Here is an 18,884-nt window from a genome sequence, read left to right on the forward strand (position 1 = left end):
GCAGGCGTCCTTATGCTGTTTCTTCATCCACGCATACAGGGCTCCTGCCTCCTTAACGTTACGAAGGCTCTTAGGAGGAAGGCAGCAGTTTCGACGGTTCTTTCAGCGCAATCAAGCTAAGCTCATGCAGCGCCCGCGTGCATACTGTATACAGCAGCTTGCGGTCAGACTCTTTGCCATAAGAAGCCTGATCCGCATCATAGATAATGACCCCATCAAACTCCAGCCCTTTGGCCAAATACGAGGGCATGACCCAATAACCCGCCGCGAATTGCCGCGTAAACTTCGTCACCTGACGCATATCCGGGAATTGCTCACGCAGCAGTTCATATAAATAGGCGCTTGTCGACTCATCTTTCGTAATCAGCGCGGCAGATCCTGCACCGGCTCGTTCCAACTCCCGCAGCAACCTAACTGCTGCAGCAAGCCGCTCTTCTTCTGTCTCCACTAGATATAAGCGTGGAGCTGATCCGGAGCGATTAAAGGCTTGCGCAGGTTCTCCATCCGGTATAATACGCTGCGCATATTCCGTAATGTTCCGTGTTGAACGATAACTTTTGGCAAGACGGACAATGTCGGTCTTTCGTTCTTTGAACATTTGCTGCACCATTTCAACTGAATTAACCCGATTAGCTTCATAAATGGCCTGATTCCAATCCCCCAGTATCGTAAATCGACTGCGAGGAAATAATCGATTCAGCAGCTCATACTGAAATGGAGAATAATCCTGTGCTTCATCAATGACGACATGGCGAATATGATTAAATGTATGGAATCCTTGTGTTCTTTCAATCAGATAGAGGAATGGAGACGTATCCTCGAATGGCAGTATCCCATGCTCAGATAATCGCTTGGCCGTGTAGTGGCCGATCTGAGTAGCAAGCTTCGCATCAGGCAAAGAATTATTACCAACAACCCTTGTATGCTCAACCTCCGCTACCCAATGACCAAGCTGCTGCATACAGCTTACGTACATGCCCTCCCAATCAACAAAACCAAATACTCGGGTTTGCCGACGCATACGCTGCACCCATTTGCGCACCTGCTTACGACTTATATCCCGTAGCTCCTGCTCCGTACCTATATATTGATTTTTCTGCAGCAGTTTGTTGTATACACGTTTTTCCTCGGCTTTGGCCCAACTGTTCACATATTGTTTCACCCATTCCTGAAGCTTGTGCAACCGGCCCGTAAGCGACCAATCTGCCAACACAACGTAGAACTGTTCCGCCATCATTTCCTGTGTCACAATGGTCCGTTTTGGTGTTCCTAACGCTACAAACTGCATGCCCTCTTGCGTAAGATGATCGATATAACGATCCATAACTTGCATAAAGTCAAATGACGCTTTCCACCGAGCCGAAGCAAGCTCCAGTAGTGTTGAATCCCTAACTCCCGCTGTCTCATTTACAGCTGCCGTCTCATCTGTCTGCTTGGTAGATGTTTGGACCGATTGAGCAGCCGTTCCTATTGCCTCTTCACCTGTAGGCTTTCTCATTAAGCGCTCTGCTTGATCATACAGATCCTCAAGCTGCCAGCGTGTATGCAGTCGATGTTCCAGGTAATTCTGGAACGTGGTCTGTGACATATTTGCTTCCCCTAGCTCAGGCAAAATGTTGGACACATAATCGTTAAATAAGTCATTAGGGGAAAATAACACAACTTGTTCCGACCGAATGCTATTTCGATACTTATACAGCAAATAGGCGATTCGCTGCATCGCTGCTGATGTCTTGCCGCTGCCTGCTGCTCCTTGTACGATCAACACATCGTGACTATCATCTCGAATGATTGCATTTTGCTCCCGCTGGATCGTACTGACGATACTTCTCATCTTCGTATCACTACTCTTTGCCAGCATCTCCTGCAGCATGTCGTCCCCGATTTGGATGCCTGTATCAAATACTGCCTCCAGCCGACCTCGTCGTATAACGAATTGACGCTTCATCGGCATTTCGCCTGTGATCAAGCCAACTGGGGTCCGATACTGTACAGGACCTGCTGCATAATCATAAAACAAGCTGGCAATAGGCGTGCGCCAGTCGTACACTAAATGTGCATCTGCCTGATCGTCCGTTAACGACATCAGCCCGATGTAGATATCCAAAGTCTCGTCATCGCCGTCCTCACGAAACTGAATGCGACCAAAATACGGGCTGCCCTTATGCTGATTCAGCTTCTGAAGCAGCTTTCCTGCGTGGGCCTGCACCCGTTCATGATTCGCCAGGTCTTGCGTCTGCTGCATCACGCTAACATACGATTCGAACATATCGTCTTGATCGAGCGTTACTTGATCCCAGAAATTCCGCTTCATCTCCACAATTTCGTTCTGCTGCTCTTCGCTTGTCTGCTGCAACTGATCAATATGACGTTCAATTACATCAAGCACATACCGCAGCTTACTTAACTCCTGTATTCGATCCGACTCTAACATGTCATTACTCACTGCTGTAATCCTCTCCTGTTCTTATTGCTCATGATGTAACGTTCCAGCACTCACCTGAACGATTTCTTCACTGTCTACAGCAGCAATTGCAGCGCGCAATCCACGTACCATATCGTCCAAAGACATACTTGCTTTACCCGCATGTTCGACCGCTTGCTCAGGCAGAAACGGAATATGTATAAATCCGCCGCGGCAGTTCTGGCCAAATTGCTCAATAGTATGCATCAATGCGTAAAAAGTAGAATTGCACACATAAGTTCCCGCTGTATACGAAATGGAACACGGCACGCCTACCCCTTGAATAGCGGAACGCATTGCTTTAATAGGTAGATTCGTCCAATAGGCTGCAGGACTGTCTGCTTCAACGGGAACATCAATCGGCGACTCCCCGTCATTATCAGGGATACGAGCATCTATCAAGTTAATGGCAATTCGCTCCAATGTGATATCCGGTCTTCCTCCAGCTTGACCGATACAAATAACCACTTCTGGGCTCAGCTCGTGAAAATATGATTTAATTTGGGATTTAGCTGGGTAAAATGCGGTTGGCAAACATCTTGCCATCACCTCATAATTTCCAATAATTTGACCATCCAACTGTTTGACCGCTTCCCATGAAGGGTTGATACTCTCCTGTTGAAAGGGCTCGAATCCTGTAAGAAGTATACGTTTCATATGTAATTACACAATCCTTTCTCTAATTATAAATGAACACTAAACGATTGGGTGCACGGCGTGTTGTTGTTCATTTTGCAACGTCTGTCAATTGTGATATGGTTAATCGGATGGAAAGGAGCATAAAAAGATCATGACACAAGTAGATACCCCCTCCCTCATCCTGTTAGGATTAGCCGGGCTTGGGTTGCTTAGCGGCAACTCCACCGTAACCATTGCAATGGTCGTACTATTGCTAATGCGTGTAACTAACTTACAAAGTGTATTCCCATGGATTGAGAAATATGGGCTCACGATTGGCATAATTATATTGACGATTGGTGTAATGGCACCGATTGCAAGCGGTAAGTATACATTAGAAACATTAGCTGGTTCTTTTCTAAACTGGAAGTCCCTTCTAGCCATTGCTATCGGCATTTTTGTCTCTTATCTGGGCGGCCGGGGCGTCAATCTGATGAGCCAGTCTCCGACGATTGTTGCCGGGTTGCTGGTTGGCACAGTAATTGGCGTAGCTTTGTTTAAGGGTGTTCCTGTTGGTCCACTAATTGCCGCTGGCATCTTATCTTTGCTGCTCGGAAAGTCTTAATTCCGCAGCTCATCACTCATCATACGACGAATAAACTACGCAGGCAAATCATACAATAGGCTATGGATGAAAGACGCTGCAACCTTATTCTGCATAAAAAATGTACAAAAATGGATTGACAATAATTAAAAGGCAGTGCTAGAATCAACAAAGCAGGTACGACAACGTACATACATACTTTACAAGAGAGGCAGGTGAGTTCCATGTTGTTCATCAATACAAGTAAGCATCGCGATGACGCGATGATCATCACACAACAGCATATATGGAGCCCTGCTGATCGATTGCAGCACTAGGAAGAACAAGAACTTCAGATGTTATTCAAGGTAATGATTAATGACCTGCCTTGACTCTCTGTACATTCTGTCTTTCTCTACACCAATCAATCATAATGTGCGGGCTCACACGCTCGTACGTCTATATAACCTGTTGCCCACAAGGTATATCGTATACGACGATATACCTTTTTTTATTCCATATTACCTGAATTTGTCAAAAGAAAAGGAAGTGAGAATCAATGTTAGGCGTATTACAAAAACTCGGATGGTTCTTCCGTGAGCACCGTGCCCGTTACATGGTAGGCATCACTCTACTGGTAGCCATAGGCGCACTTGAGCTCGTTCCCCCTCGGCTGCTGGGTCAGGCGATCGATGAGATCGTTTACGGAACGATTACTTGGGAATTACTTACTCGTTATCTGATATATATTTTAGTCTCGATGGTTATCATTTACGTAGTTACGTATGTATGGATGTATTTGCTTTTTGGCGGGGCCTTTCTCGTTGAACGAAAGCTCCGCTCTAAATTTATGCGTCAGCTCCTGAAGATGACGCCGCCGTTTTTTGAGAAATATCGTACGGGTGATCTGATGGCCCGTGCAACGAATGACCTGCGTTCGGTATCCCAAACTGCTGGATTCGGGATGCTGCTGCTGACGGATTCAACCGCATTCCTGCTTGTTGTTCTGTTTGCAATGGTGTTCTTAATCCATTGGAAACTGACTTTGATGGCGCTGCTGCCGCTCCCGATTATTGCGATCGCAATGAGAGTGTTCGGCAAGAAAATTCATGAGCGTTACACCATTGCGCAGGATGCATTCGGTGGCATGAACGACCAAGTGCTTGAATCCGTTGGAGGTGTTCGTGTAATTCGTGCTTACGTACAGGAACGCAACGACGAGAATCATTTCCGAAACATTACGCAGGACGTTTATCAGAAAAATGTAAATGTCGCCAAGGTAGATGCCTTGTTTGATCCGACGATCCGATTCTGCATCGGTCTTAGCTATATGATTGGTTTAGGGTATGGCGCGTATTTGATCATTCATCAAGAAATATCAATTGGCGATTTACTCGCCTTTAATATGTATCTCGGCATGCTCATCTGGCCGATGTTTGCTATCGGTGAGCTGATCAATATTATGCAGCGAGGCAACGCCTCTCTTGATCGTGTCAACGAAACGCTGCATTACAAGCCTGACGTTGAGGACGCTGCTGAGACAGAAGCTGTTACTGTGCCAGACATTATAGAATGGCGAAATTATCGCTTCCAGTATCCTTCCTCCAAGTTCAGCAATCTTAACGATGTGACGCTGTCACTGCGTAAAGGGCAAACGCTCGGCATCGTCGGACGCACAGGAAGCGGCAAGTCCACATTCGTGAAGCAATTGCTGCGTGAATATCCGATCGGCGATGGACAACTGCTCGTTAATGGAACGGCACTTGAACGTGTGCCGCTAGACCAGATTCGGAGCTGGATCGGCTATGTACCGCAAGAGCAAATCTTATTTTCTAAGACTGTCAGGGAAAATATCAAGTATGGCAATCCAAACGGCAGCGAGCAGGATGTGTATGATGCTATTGAGTTCGCCTCCTTTACACATGATATACCTACACTTGTTGATGGTATCGAGACCTTGGTCGGAGAGAAAGGGGTCGCTTTATCTGGTGGACAGAAACAGCGTGTTTCGCTTGCTCGTGCCTTTATTTCCAATTCGGAAGTACTCATATTGGACGATGCCTTGTCAGCCGTTGACGCACGTACAGAAGCCAATATTATTCAAAATATTCGTGAGCAGCGGGCAGGCAAAACCACTTTAATTACGACGCATCGTTTATCTGCTATTGAACATGCAGATAACATTATCGTGCTGGATGATGGACAGATCGTCGAGCAGGGTACTCACGAGCAATTAATGGCACAAGATGGCTGGTATAAGGAACAATACATGCGCCAGCAATTGGAATCATCACTATAATTCAAATTCACATTTTCAAAATAGACTGGAGGAACTACCTCTTATGCATATCGAACAGCAAGAAGAAGCCGTGAAGAAGCGCCCTGTCGGGAAACGGTTGTGGCAATACGCGCTGCACTTCAAAGGCAGCTTTATCCTTGCGCTGCTCATGCTGACTTTGGCGGTGGCAGCCGATTTGTCAGGACCATTCATCGCCAAAGCCATTATAGATCGTCATATCATTGGTATTGAGCAGCCCTATTACGTCACACAAACAGCATCCAAGGACAATGTATCCTTTAATGATGCTACTTATAAACGCGCCGACAGATTCGAGCCTGGAGAGACAAAGGGCAACGCAATCCAGATCTTGCAGGTTGGCAAGTCATTCTATCTGATATCTGGCGAAGCGCCTACTACTACAGGCGTTCGTGAGTATCAAGACGGCACCCTTAAGATCACCGCCAAGGGCCAAGTATGGGAGGCTGCTGCGCAGCCGCTGCCTTTATCCCAACTGCTTGTATTTTATGAGCCTGAGATTAGAGGCATCCTCTACTGGCTAGGAATTTATATACTCTTGCTAGCTGTCAGCATCGTGATGAGCTTCGGTAAGATTCTCGGCCTGCAGACAGCGGCCAACAAAGTCATTCGCAAGCTTCGTGGTGATGTGTACGCCCATGTACAGCGATTACCTATTCCTTACTTTGACAACTTACCAGCAGGTAAAGTCGTATCTCGAATTACCAACGATACGGAAGCAGTCAAAGACTTGTTTGTTGCTGTACTATCTAACTTTACTTCCGGCATTATTACCATCGCCGGTATATATGTTGCATTATTTATTCTAGATACAAAGCTTGCCCTGTTCTGTATGGTGCTTGTGCCACTCATTCTAGTGTGGATCGTATTGTACCGCCGTATTGCAACAAAGTACAACATCGTGATTAGGTCCCGTCTCAGTTCAATTAATGCCATCATTAACGAATCGATTCAAGGTATGCCAGTCATTCGCGCATTTCGTCGTGAGAAAGAAACGATGGATGAATTCGAGAAATTAAATGAGGACTATCTGACCTACTCCAACAAAATGTTATCTCTTAATGCCTACACCTCGCACAATCTTGTTAATGTGCTGCGCAATGTCGCCTTCGCCTTTGTGCTCTGGTATTTCGGAGGTGCATCTTTAAGTGCTTCTGGCATCGTTACACTTGGAGTGCTGTATGCCTTTACAGATTTGCTCAGTCGCTTGTTCCAACCCCTTACTGGTATGGTGAACCAGTTGGCTACGTTGGACCAATCCATCGTATCGGCTGGACGTGTGTTTGAGCTGATGGATGAACAAGGGGAAGAACGACATGACGGTTCAATGCCTCGCTATAAGGGACATGTGGAATTTGATCAAGTTTCCTTTGCGTATAAAGAAGATTTTGTGCTCAAAAACATTAATTTTGAAGCGAAACCAGGTCAGACCGTTGCTTTAGTCGGCCACACCGGATCAGGAAAGAGCTCCATTATGAACTTATTATTCCGTTTCTATGATCCGCAGCAAGGTGAAATTCGTATTGACGGCAACGTCATCCGTGACATTCCAAAACAATGGCTGCGGCAGCACATGGGCATTGTTTTGCAGGACCCGTACTTGTTTACAGGAACCATTGAATCCAACGTAAGCTTGGGCGATCCTCGTATTTCCCGGGAAAAAGTCGAAGCTTCGCTGAATGCTGTCGGGGCAGATCGTGTCTTAAAAACATTAACTAAAGGCCTTGATGAGCCCGTTGTCGAAAAAGGCAGCACCTTATCAGCAGGTCAACGGCAATTGATTTCATTTGCTCGTGCCCTTGCCTTTGAGCCTTCCATACTCATTCTAGATGAAGCAACGGCGAATATCGATACGGAAACAGAGGCCATTATCCAAGAAGCGCTGGAGGTATTGAAGCGCGGCCGCACTACGTTTATTATTGCCCATCGACTGTCGACGATAAGAAGTGCTGATCTTATTCTTGTACTCCATCGCGGAGAAATCGTAGAGCGTGGCTCACATGAAGAGCTCATGGCTATGGAAGGCCGATACTTCCGGATGTATCAGCTGCAATTTGGTGCTCAGGTGGAAAACCAAGCTCAAAGTGGTCAGATTGGAGAGCCCTCGTTTGCTCCCTTGGAAGATGCGAAATTAGAGGGCGATGAATTCGAGCACAACACTGATGCGTCAAATGAAGAACATACCAAAAAGAAGCGTGCAGCTATAGCTCAAGCGAAACCTGCTTCAGCTGCATATAAATGAACAGTTGTTCGTTAATGGAATGAAATACAACACGAAACCCAAACGTAATTCTGTTTGATGAAGTATCGTATAGGAGGCAGAATTATCCTCCTCCATAAAAGTACCGCGAAAATAATCTTTACAGGTTACATGATTAAAGGAGTGAAATGCTATCATGCATTTGAATTGGTATACTGCGGAAACACTGCAAAAAATGAATCAGACCCAGATCGAGAACTCAGCTCGAAGATACTGGATGTACGCTAGAATCAAGCCGATAAAGCAACCGGAAATGGCTTACTACCAAGATAACGACAGTTATTTATACGGAAAGGCCGTCCATGTGCTGGAAGAAATGATGGAATCAGAAAATGCCGAACTACGATTGAGAGCTGCTGAGATTGTGATGAGTCACGGCCTGAAACGCTCGCGCGGAGTACGCATTTCAAGTTAAAAACCAACTTATTCGTCCATATTAATAACAAAGCCGTCATTCTGCTGCTAGTAGCAGAATGACGGCTTTTGATCATGAGAAGGCTGGCTTATTGCATCTGCTTTGCTTAGCACCTATTTACTTTACCGGTGCTTCCCTTTAGCATTATTGGCGTCAGAAGTACGTGTACTTTTGGTCTGGTTGGCATGTCCTTGCTGTTTGTGCGCCATGTCAGCTTGCCCCTTTCATTTAGAAAGAAAATAATAAATAAGTGCTACGATTCCTGCTTCGGAATGTTATTCAGACTTGGAGCACGTTGAGCCGCCTTATGTGGTTTTAAGGTTATGCTCGACTCGGCAAATCTGGACTTGTTCTGCAGCTGGTGAATACGGTCAGCTCTGTTGTAAGGCATTATGAACACCCCCTATCTCATATCCTGTCCATCCGCAAGAGCAATATGTAATGTGCCAGCATTTCACGAACCATGCCTATTTCTACGTATATCTACACCAATTACTTTCCATAACATCCGCTCAAATGCTTTCCAAGGAAGAAGCATTCGACTGAGCAATACAGTACGAGCTCCCTTGCCAATTGGATATCGAAGCTTCCGTTTGCCGCCTGCTGTATGGGCAATTCTTACTATTAGGTTCACAACGGGATCAGGCAGAGGCGCTGTAGCCCCATTATGCTGAATGCTGGCAAGTACCTTATCCACATAATAGTGGTTAGGGGAATCATCAGGTGTATGCAATTGTGCCAGACTGCTATCCCATATATTTGTGCGATAGCTCGCCGGCTCTACCAGTACAACATCTACACCATACGGCGCCATTTCCAGCCGCAAAGCTTCACTGAAGCCTTCCAATGCAAATTTGGAGGCCACATAAGGTCCGAGGCCCGGAAAACCCATCCGTCCACTGATACTGCTGATCTGGATAATACAGCCACTCCGAGCCTTGCGCATATAGGGTATGGCAGCCTTAGTAACTTGCACAGCTCCAAATACGTTCGTATCAAACTGGTCGCGCCAAACTTGCATCGGCACATCCTCTGCATATCCACCTGCGGCATAACCAGCATTATTAATAACAATGTCGATCTTCCCGTAAAGATCTATAATTTGTTGGGCTATAAGTTGAGCTTGCTCCTCGTGCCGAACATCCAGCTCCCACACGTGTACCGTTGCTTCTTGTGTATAGTGGCTTATGAATTGTATAATCTGTTCCCGCCGTGCATCTGCCTGCCTCGTCGTTGCAACAATAACATAACCGGATTGTGCCAGCTTGGCTGCTGTCAATAGGCCAAATCCACTGGCTGCTCCGGTAATCCATGCCGTCTTGGCTTGAGCCACTATACGTTCACTCCATTCCTATTTCTCGCCTTCCTTTTCAACTGCTTGTTCAGCCTCACTACTTTGATCATCAACTTTAAAGTGCGTCAAATGACGCTCCAACTGCTCGCTTAGTTGTTGTAGATTCGTCACGGAGGAACGCATCTGCTCAGTCATAGCAGATTGTTGCTCCGCTGCCGCGGCCACACGTTCAGTATAGGAATTGCTCTGCACGGCAATATCCGTCAGCTGCTCAAGTGATGCTGTAATTTCTTCACAGGCTGCCGACATCTGGGTAGCTACGACGCTGCCCTCTTTTACTTGTTCTGATATATGTTCGACGGCTGTCACAATATGCATAAATGCTTTATCCGCATCCCGTACGACATTTAAGCCGGCTTCAACTGCTCCCTGCTGTGATTGAGCCGCATGATCTGTTTTCAGTTTACGTGCATGAATCTGCTCAATAAGCTGCATAATATGGTTAAGTGAATGTTTTGAATGCTCTGCCAACTTTCGAACTTCAACAGCAACGACTTGGAACCCTTTACCATGCTCACCAGCACGTGCTGCTTCAATTGAAGCGTTAAGTGCCAACAGTTCTGTCTGCTTGACTACCCCTTGAATAAACTGCACAGCGTCTCCGATTTCCAGAACTTCTTTTGACAATTCATTAAGTGCTTGATAGGTATCCTGTGAAGCGTCTTGAATACGCTCCATCTGTTCCACTGTACGCGTAATGACTTGGCGCCCCGCCTGCGCTTGCTCTGCTGAAGCATTCATGTGCTCAAATACAACGGTTGAGGTTTCCGATAAGTTCTGTACGCCTAGCGTAATCTCAAGCATGGCTTGCTTCGTCTCGGCCGTGCTTTGCAGTTGGACTTGTACACCGGATGCAACCTGCTGCATGGAGGCACTCACCTCTATCGCAGACGCTGCGGTTTCTTGGGCTCCGCTGTTTAATTCAGAAGTGGATACCGCCACACCTTCAGAAGCTCGCTGCACATCTTTTAGCAAAGCGCTTAGACGCTCTATCATTTGATTAAAGACATGGGCAACTTTGCTGATCTCATCGTCACCCTTTACATCCAACCGAACGGTAAGATCTCCTTCAGCTGCACGTTCAGCCAATTGATGCACACGACGAAGTGGATTCAATTGGAATCGGATATACCAGACAAGCACAGCTAGCCCCACGAATATAATGATCAATCCAATCCATAACGTCTCCATTAAAGTGCTCATTAGATTGGCTCTCACCTGCGTGTAATCAAAATCAATAGCAAATATAGCTAAAGTCTGACCTTGCTCGTTCTTGATTGGTGCAACGGCTGTAATGATCCAATTATCCCCTATTTTAAAGTCGCTCGTAATCGCAGTACCTTTTTTTAACATAGCTGCATAAGCATCATTTAATTCATCTGATAACGTAATCATCTTGCCAGGTGGATAGCCTCTTGATTCAAACTGCTTGCTCGCTTGAACCAGCTTCAGCTTTTTGTTGCTTAAGTCTTCTTTAGACGGTGGCATTACAATAAACGTATTATGTATATCTTCTTTAACCAGACTGTTCAATTTCTCTCGAATGAGACGAAAGGTAGGATTGGAAGCATAATCTTTGCTGGTATTGGCATCAGAGAAAGAATAAGAGACTTGTCTAACAGATGATTGAAGTTCCTGAATTTGCAGCGTCATCATCACTTTTAACCGCTGTTCAAGAAAGTCCATATACATCTCCTGCTGCTGCGAGTACTGCCTTACAAATAATACAGAGCAAAGCAGCAATACAATCACGATTATAACAGCGATCATCTTGGCAATAATGCTTCGTCTAATTATACCCATCCATCTCAGACCCCTTTTTATCTTCATAAAAATTCCATATTTTTGACTTGAAATCTGTCATATAATGAAAATCATTGTACCATAATGAGACGATTGTTTACCATATTTTAATCCGAATCCGTTGTAAATTTATCGGTTTTTGTCGAATTAACAAAAACGTGCCCATAGTGAATCTCATTTATATAAAAATAAATTTAATATCTCCAGAAAAATAAAGAAAGAGACTGGAAAAACCAGCCTCTTTGTTCATCTCTTGTATGTGTATTTCCTATTAGATATCGTTAGTTCGTGAATGCAAATTGTTCTAGCTATTACCCACATGGCAAGTCTTACAGCAGCTTCATCGATCGAATAAGCGGACGTCCTTGCTCCTCCTCCAATTCTACAGTTGCTTCTACTCGAAATACATCACGGAGCATCTGGGCGTTAATCACTTCACCTGGCATTCCACTCGCATAAACGGAACCTCTGTTCATCACCGTAATTCGATCCGAGTACGCCGATGCATGGTTCAGATCATGTAATACCATCACAACGGTCATTTGTTTATCTCGATTAAGCAGGACGACAAGCTCCATAATCTCAAGCTGATGACAAATGTCCAGATATGTTGTCGGTTCATCCAACAATAATACGCGAGGCTGCTGGGCTACTGCCATTGCAATCCGCGCCCGCTGTCGCTCGCCGCCTGACAACTCTTGTACGCTGCTGGTTGCTAGTGCTGACATTCCCGTAATATAGAGCGCCCATTGGATCACTTCTTGATCTTGCTCATCAAGCCGCTGCATCCATCCTTTATGTGGAAATCTGCCATATGACACTAGATCATACACACTTATGTCCGTCGGACGCTCTTGAGCTTGCGCCAGCATAGCCAGATGGCGTGCAAACGGTTTTGCAGCCCACTGCCCAATGTCTTTGCCATTCAGGTAAACAACTCCGCTCTCGCTTTGCAATTGGCGAGAAAGCACTTTCAACAGTGTACTCTTCCCACAACCGTTAGGTCCAAGAATGCTATGCACAAGACCCTCTTCGAATTGAACGTTAACCCGATCAATAACGGTATGATTACGATATTTTACAACCAGCTGCTCTCCACGAATCACTCCTGCATCCCTCTTTTCCTGAGCAGATAAAGAAATAATGGGGCGCCGATTGCCCCCATCATGATTCCAACAGGCAATTCAACAGGAGCAAACAGAATACGGCCAAGTGTATCAAATATCGTTAGCACAGCTATCGCGAGCAACACCGTTGCGGGCAGCAGCACCCGGTAATCATTGCCGATCAACATTCTAGCTGCATGTGGAACAATCATACCAACAAACCCGAGCAGTCCAACTACACTAACTGCACTAGCAGCGAGCAGTGCCGCAATTGCTGTGATCAGCAGTCTCATCTTCTCCACTTGCAAGCCTAAGCCTCTTGCATCCGAATCACCAAGCATCATAATGTTCATGCGCTGTGCTGACAACAGCGCGACAAGGGTTCCAACAATCGTATAAGGAAGCAGCAGATACAGGTGCGGCCAGCTTTTAGCAGAAAGTCCGCCTACCAAAAACAATAATGCTCCATCTACTCGATCACTGTAAAACGTCAGTAAGCCAGATATACCTGAACTGAAGAAGGCTGACACTGCTACTCCTGCCAAAATAATGCGGCCAGGTCGTACTCCGTTCTGCCAGGCAAGCGCGTAAATAAGCATTGCCGCCCCTAATGCTCCGACAAAAGCAATCGGCGTCATCAGATACGCATACGATGGAAATATAACCAGTGTAGCGATGCCAAACAATCCAGCTCCCGAAGATACGCCGATAATATGGGGGTCGGCAAGAGGATTGCGCATAACACCTTGCAGCAGTGCGCCTGCGAGCGCAAGACTAATTCCTACGATTCCGGCAATTAAAGTGCGAGGCAGCCTGACATTCCAAATAATGTCCTTTATCATCCCTTGTTCATTACCTGTAAATACCCGGTAAATGGCTGTCGGACTAATGTTTACCGCTCCACTCACAAGACTAAATAAAATCCCTACCGCTGCAAGCAGTATTAAAGCAGCAAAAACGACGATACGCCAGGTTGCTGATCTGCGGATATCCATACGCTGCTTAGTTCCCATATATTTCGGGATAGATCAGAATAGCCAAACGCATTAAGGTTTGATCAATCTTTAATCCAGGTGAATTTACAAAGTCAGCCGGCAAAATAAACAGTTTGTTCTCTTTTACCGCTCGTAATGAAGCCCACGCCGGATTATTTCCCAAATCTTCTTTGAGCTTTGCCTTGCCATATTCCTCTGTGCCATACGCAATCACAAACAAGTAATCAGGATCAGCTTCAATCAGCTTTTCGATACTGTACGGGACTGCGCTTGGCATCGCTCCCGCTTGCATGCCGGCAGCTACGTTAGTTAATTTCAGTTGATTGGCGATGTCTAGCGCGATACTGTCACTTTTCTGGAGAGAGACCCCCCTAGACATAATCGTAATTAATGCAAATTTCGGCGATTGATTCGGCAGTTTATTTGTAATAGCTTGAATACGCTGCTTCGTGTCTTGTAGTGCAAGTTCGGTTTCTTGCTGTTTCTCCAGCATATGTCCAAGAAGCTTCGCGGTCTGTAAAATGTCTTCGTAGCTGTCCATCTTGATTAAGGCTAGCGGGGTGTTGGTTGTGGTTAGTGCCTCTTTTAAACTGGTGTGGAAAATAGGATGCCCAATAACCAGATCTGGTTCTAAGCTCGTTATTTTTTCGATGCTGACTTGATTAATGGGTCCAACGTCTGTCGATGACTGAGCCTGTTCCGGTACCGAAGTACCTGGGGCAGTAGCACGCCCAACCGTTTTACCTCCAAGCTGATAAAATAATTCCAGTACCTCTGTATTCAAAATAACGATGCGGGCAGGTTTATGAGGCAGGGAAACTTGCTGACCTGTTGAATCATGAAATGACATAAATAAGTCCTTGTCTGTTGTCGAAACGGGGTTGTCAGCAGATAGATTGCCAGTTGATAATGGGGACTCCTTCGTTGTTGCTGAATGAGCACTGCATCCGATCATGGATAGCATAACTATGATTCCAATCAACATGATTAGCCTCTTCTTTATCATGTTCATTCCTGCCTTTCTATTTTTCTACTCTTCGAACCCCCACTCTATATTTTCAGCGCTGCACCAAAGAGAACAGCTTCATCGGATTGCATTTTCAGCAACACCACCTAACTACTGTGTTCATTATTGGTCAAACGGTCCTTCCTCAATTTTATAACTCAATGTCATACTCCATGTGGTGTGCAGTATCCCGAGCAACTTCTCTGCCAAGCAGCCGAGAAACCATATGCAGTGCCATATGAATGCCTGCTGATATACCAGCAGAAGTGACAATCCGATCCATATCGACATATTTGACGTGTTCAACTACATTCACCTCTGGGTAGTCAGTTCGCAGCCTTTCAATGCTGGCCCAATGTGTCGTAGCTTGCAAACCATTTAACAAGCCAGCCTGGGCTAATAGCAATGCGCCTGTACATACAGATGTCAACCATTGTACAGACTCATATTGGTTACGAATCCATTCCACCAGTAGCGGATTATCAAGCTCAAGTCGAACCCCCTTCCCCCCTGGAATCACTAATAGATCATACCGTGGGGCCGTATCCAAACTGTAATCAGGCGTCACCTTTAATCCATTACGCGCGGTAATGCACTCACCAGTCTGCGAAATAGTCGTAACCTTAAACGGTTCGTGATGATCTGGCTGCCAGCGGTTCAATGCCGTTACGGCAAATACCTCAAATGGCCCAGCAAAATCAAGTACCTCTACATCATCAAACAATAATATGCCAACTTTCCATGTCTGCATCATATACCCTCCTCCAGTATAAATAGCTTACAAGTTCATTATACGAACTGGTATAAAGAGGTTAAATGACTAAAAGGAGCTATTTTTTTATGCACGACACTTATTACAAATTTGTTGTGCGTTCCCAATCAGATGGACATAAAGCAAAAAGGCCCACACAATGTGTGGACACTAAAACCTACGTATCTTAACTTCGATTCACCTATCCACCTAGCATTACCCTATCATCTACAAACTTCTCTCCACGCAGCCGCTCAAACTCCCGCAACAATTTTTCTACCGTCAGCTGCTTTTTTTGCTCCACTCCTATATCTAATATAATTCTACCCTTATCCATCATGATCAACCGATTGCCGAGTCTTATCGCCTGCTCCATGTTGTGTGTCACCATTAACGTGGTCAATGACGTCTCTCTTACGATCTTATCGGTCAGTCTTGTAATCATTTCCGCCCGAGCGGGGTCCAAGGCAGCGGTATGCTCGTCCAGCAGCAGCAGGCTCGGCTGCGTAAATGTTGCCATCAGCAGGCTAAGTGCCTGTCTTTCGCCTCCAGACAGTAGGCCAACCTTCGCCGTCAGGCGATGTTCCAACCCAAGGCCTAGTATTTCCAGTTGTTCGCTAAACCAACTTTTTCGTTGGCGGCTCACACCGGCTCTTAGCCCCCTACGTCGTCCCCGCGCATATGCCAGCGCCAAATTCTCCTCAATGGTCATCGAGGGTGCTGTACCTGCCAGTGGATCTTGGAATACCCGGCCAATCCAACGGCTGCGCGCATGCTCTTGCTTAGAGCTCACGTCCTGTCCTTCAATATGGACACAACCGATATCCGGCAGCATCACACCTGATATCACGTTCATCAGTGTCGATTTACCTGCTCCATTACTACCGATCACCGTCACAAAGTCGCCCTGCTTCAAGTGAAGGTTAATGTGAACAAGCGCCAACTTCTCATCTGCTGTTCCTGGATTAAACAATTTACATACCTGCTGAATATGAAGCATTATACATCACCTCCAGACTGTATTAATTCTACAGCCCGTCTGCGGCTGTCAGCGCGCTGTCTCACTGCCCTTCGAATCATGGGCAGCGTAAGCGCAATAATGACGATAACGGCTGTCAACAGTTTTAAATCTGTGGAATTAAGCTCCATCTGGAGAGCAACTGCCACTATCAGGCGATACAATATCGCACCCAGCAATACAGCAAATGTCGCACGTACAATCGTTCGATGGCCAAAAACCGCCTCGCCAATAATAACCGATGCCAGACCAATAACGATCATACCGACACCCAACTGGATATCTGCGAACCCCTGATATTGGGCAATCAGCGCACCTGCCAGCGCCACCATTGCATTGGACAGGCCTACCCCAATAATAATCGTCGAATCCGTCCGAACGCCTAAGCTTCTGATCATGCGGGCATTATCACCAGTAGCTCGCAGCGCAAGTCCAATTTCTGTCTTCAAGAATAAATCCAGAAGCAGCTTAATAACTATAGCTGCAACACCCATGACAAGAACAAACTCATACTTAAATCCTTCTGATAGTGGCGACAATAGCGTCTCTGTATTTACTAATGTTATATTTGACCTGCCCATAATCCTCAAATTAATGGAGTGTAACGCAATCATCATTAATATACCGGACAACAACGCATTCACTTTACCTTTCGTATGGATCAGACCCGTCAATATCCCTGCTAGACCTCCCCCGATACAAGCCAGCATTGTAGCCACAAAGGGGTTCATGCCCGAAGAGATACCTAAAGCCGCAATACCCGCACCTGTCGTAAAGCTGCCATCCACAGTCAAATCAGGAAAATCCAAAATTCGAAATGTCAAATATACACCAAATGCCATAATCGCATACAACAGACCAATTTCGACAGACTTCAGCATGGCTTCCCAAAATCCTGCGTGAAACATGTTGCTTTACCTCCTCTACAGCTGTCTTATTCGAATAAGTTCTCTTGTTTCACTTCCGCTTTCATCGCAGCGGTTACATCAAAGCCTTGAGATGCAGCAGCCTTCAAATTAAGCGCCAAGTCTAGCGTTTCAGGATATTTCACTGCCAAATCTGCTGGTTTCTTGCCTTCTTTCAAAATTTCAATAGCCATCTTGCCTGTTGAATAGCCCAGGTCAAAATATTCAAAACCGTAACTGGCAACACCGCCGTTCTTCACGGAATCCTTATCTGCTACAAAAGTCGGAATCTTAATGTCCGATGCCACACTTATAACCGTAGCTAACGCACTTACAACTGTATTGTCTGATGGCACATAAATCGCTTGTACTTTACCTGCCAGAGATTCAGTTGCCTGTTTGACCTCAGAACTATTCGCAACCGGGGCTTTTACAACCTCTACTCCGAGCTTGCTGAGTGCATCCACGGCTTGCTTCACATTGATATGCGTGTTTTGTTCTCCTTCGTTCGCAATGATTCCTACCGCTTTTATGTCTTTCACATTACTTGCTATAAATTCCATTAACTTAGAAATTGCATCAGGGTGCAGATCAGCTGTACCTGTAACATTCGCACCTGGTTTCTCGATACTTTGAACCAGACCTGCTCCTATCGGATCTGTTACTGCCGTAAACAGAATAGGCTTATTTTTAATGTTCTGGGCTGCGGCTTGAGCTGTGGGCGTAGCAATAGCCAAGACCAAATCCTTCTTGTCGCTTGCAAATTTCTGCGTGATTGTCGCCGCGTTGCTTAGATCTCCTTGTGCGTTCTGAAAGTCAATTTCAAGCGTCTCACCCTCTACATAACCAGCATCCTTAAGCGCTTGCACAAACCCTCTGCGTGCTTCATCAAGGGAAAGATGCTCTACAATTTGAGTAATTCCAATCTTAATCTTCTTGCTGCTCATTCCCTCTGTATTGCCCGTGCTTACAGGACCAGAATCCGTTCCCTCTGCACCGCATGCGCTTACAACTATCAAAGCAGCTAATAAAAAGATAAGTACAACTTGACGACTGAATTTCATACATCCAAATCCCCTTTCTCAGTTTAAAAACAAATATACTAACTTATGTTTTGAAACCTCTGTGGAATCATCGTGCTGTTTCATCTCTGCCAGTTGCTGAAAGCACATTTAAATGAACATTAAATTAACGCAATAACTTTTTAATGCATAAAAGCAATATATCAGCAGTGTGCTATAGCGATAATGCACTACCTCAGTTAAGTACGTCAATAATAACTGTTGATA

General features: G+C 45.6%; 16 protein-coding genes. 4 read left to right on the forward strand and 12 right to left on the reverse strand.

Annotated features, from left to right (window positions below):
* Positions 1-70: 70 nt before the first annotated feature.
* Entirely contained in the window at positions 71-2,446 is a 2,376-nt protein-coding gene (gene helD / locus MH117_RS22865) for an RNA polymerase recycling motor HelD (protein WP_239332838.1), read from the reverse strand.
* Positions 2,447-2,467: 21 nt separating this feature from the next.
* Entirely contained in the window at positions 2,468-3,121 is a 654-nt protein-coding gene (pcp, locus tag MH117_RS22870) for a pyroglutamyl-peptidase I (RefSeq protein ID WP_239332850.1), read from the reverse strand.
* 133 nt (positions 3,122-3,254) lie between these two features.
* Here pcp and MH117_RS22875 point away from each other — a divergent pair, with 133 nt between their 5' ends.
* The 4 genes from MH117_RS22875 (at position 3,255) to MH117_RS22890 (ending at position 8,657) form a co-directional block, all read left to right on the forward strand.
* Positions 3,255-3,707 (forward strand): DUF441 domain-containing protein, encoded by a 453-nt coding sequence (locus MH117_RS22875; RefSeq protein WP_239332852.1) that lies wholly within the window; start codon positions 3,255-3,257, stop codon positions 3,705-3,707.
* A 517-nt stretch (positions 3,708-4,224) separates the two neighbouring features.
* Positions 4,225-5,964 (forward strand): ABC transporter ATP-binding protein, encoded by a 1,740-nt coding sequence (locus MH117_RS22880; protein ID WP_239332854.1) that lies wholly within the window; start codon positions 4,225-4,227, stop codon positions 5,962-5,964.
* A 43-nt stretch (positions 5,965-6,007) separates the two neighbouring features.
* A complete protein-coding gene (locus MH117_RS22885) occupies positions 6,008-8,224 on the forward strand; it encodes an ABC transporter ATP-binding protein (protein ID WP_239332856.1) in 2,217 nt (738 codons plus the stop codon).
* Positions 8,225-8,378: 154 nt separating this feature from the next.
* Complete coding sequence (locus MH117_RS22890) at positions 8,379-8,657, forward strand: hypothetical protein (RefSeq protein ID WP_239332858.1); 279 nt, start codon at positions 8,379-8,381, stop codon at positions 8,655-8,657.
* A 253-nt stretch (positions 8,658-8,910) separates the two neighbouring features.
* On the opposite strand, the gene MH117_RS22895 is transcribed toward MH117_RS22890, so the two are convergent.
* From MH117_RS22895 to MH117_RS22940, 10 genes are all read right to left on the reverse strand, one after another.
* Positions 8,911-9,048 (reverse strand): hypothetical protein, encoded by a 138-nt coding sequence (locus MH117_RS22895; RefSeq protein WP_239332860.1) that lies wholly within the window; start codon positions 9,046-9,048, stop codon positions 8,911-8,913.
* Between the two features lie 63 nt (positions 9,049-9,111).
* Positions 9,112-9,990 (reverse strand): SDR family oxidoreductase, encoded by an 879-nt coding sequence (locus tag MH117_RS22900; protein WP_239332862.1) that lies wholly within the window; start codon positions 9,988-9,990, stop codon positions 9,112-9,114.
* Between the two features lie 18 nt (positions 9,991-10,008).
* Positions 10,009-11,814, reverse strand: coding sequence for a methyl-accepting chemotaxis protein (locus MH117_RS22905; protein WP_239332864.1), 1,806 nt, complete (start codon positions 11,812-11,814; stop codon positions 10,009-10,011).
* A gap of 329 nt (positions 11,815-12,143) precedes the next feature.
* Positions 12,144-12,920, reverse strand: coding sequence for an ABC transporter ATP-binding protein (locus MH117_RS22910; protein ID WP_239332866.1), 777 nt, complete (start codon positions 12,918-12,920; stop codon positions 12,144-12,146).
* A complete protein-coding gene (locus MH117_RS22915; protein WP_239332868.1) occupies positions 12,917-13,933 on the reverse strand; it encodes a FecCD family ABC transporter permease in 1,017 nt (338 codons plus the stop codon). Before MH117_RS22915 ends, MH117_RS22910 begins: the two co-directional genes overlap by 4 nt.
* Complete coding sequence (locus MH117_RS22920) at positions 13,923-14,900, reverse strand: ABC transporter substrate-binding protein (protein WP_239332870.1); 978 nt, start codon at positions 14,898-14,900, stop codon at positions 13,923-13,925. The genes MH117_RS22915 and MH117_RS22920 overlap by 11 nt, the downstream gene beginning before the upstream one ends.
* A gap of 172 nt (positions 14,901-15,072) precedes the next feature.
* The gene (locus MH117_RS22925) at positions 15,073-15,675 is read right to left on the reverse strand and encodes a DJ-1/PfpI family protein (protein WP_239332872.1); all 603 of its coding nucleotides are present in this window, start codon (positions 15,673-15,675) and stop codon (positions 15,073-15,075) included.
* A 199-nt stretch (positions 15,676-15,874) separates the two neighbouring features.
* Positions 15,875-16,672, reverse strand: a complete 798-nt coding sequence (locus tag MH117_RS22930) for an ABC transporter ATP-binding protein (protein WP_239332874.1) — start codon at positions 16,670-16,672, stop codon at positions 15,875-15,877.
* Positions 16,672-17,598 (reverse strand): ABC transporter permease, encoded by a 927-nt coding sequence (locus tag MH117_RS22935; protein WP_239332876.1) that lies wholly within the window; start codon positions 17,596-17,598, stop codon positions 16,672-16,674. The genes MH117_RS22930 and MH117_RS22935 overlap by 1 nt, the downstream gene beginning before the upstream one ends.
* Positions 17,599-17,624: 26 nt before the next feature.
* Positions 17,625-18,659, reverse strand: coding sequence for an ABC transporter substrate-binding protein (locus tag MH117_RS22940; RefSeq protein ID WP_239332878.1), 1,035 nt, complete (start codon positions 18,657-18,659; stop codon positions 17,625-17,627).
* Positions 18,660-18,884: the final 225 nt, after the last annotated feature.

The sequence above is a fragment of the Paenibacillus sp. ACRRX genome (assembly GCF_022346885.1).
In the GTDB taxonomy this organism is placed as follows: Bacteria; Bacillota; Bacilli; order Paenibacillales; family Paenibacillaceae; genus Paenibacillus_B.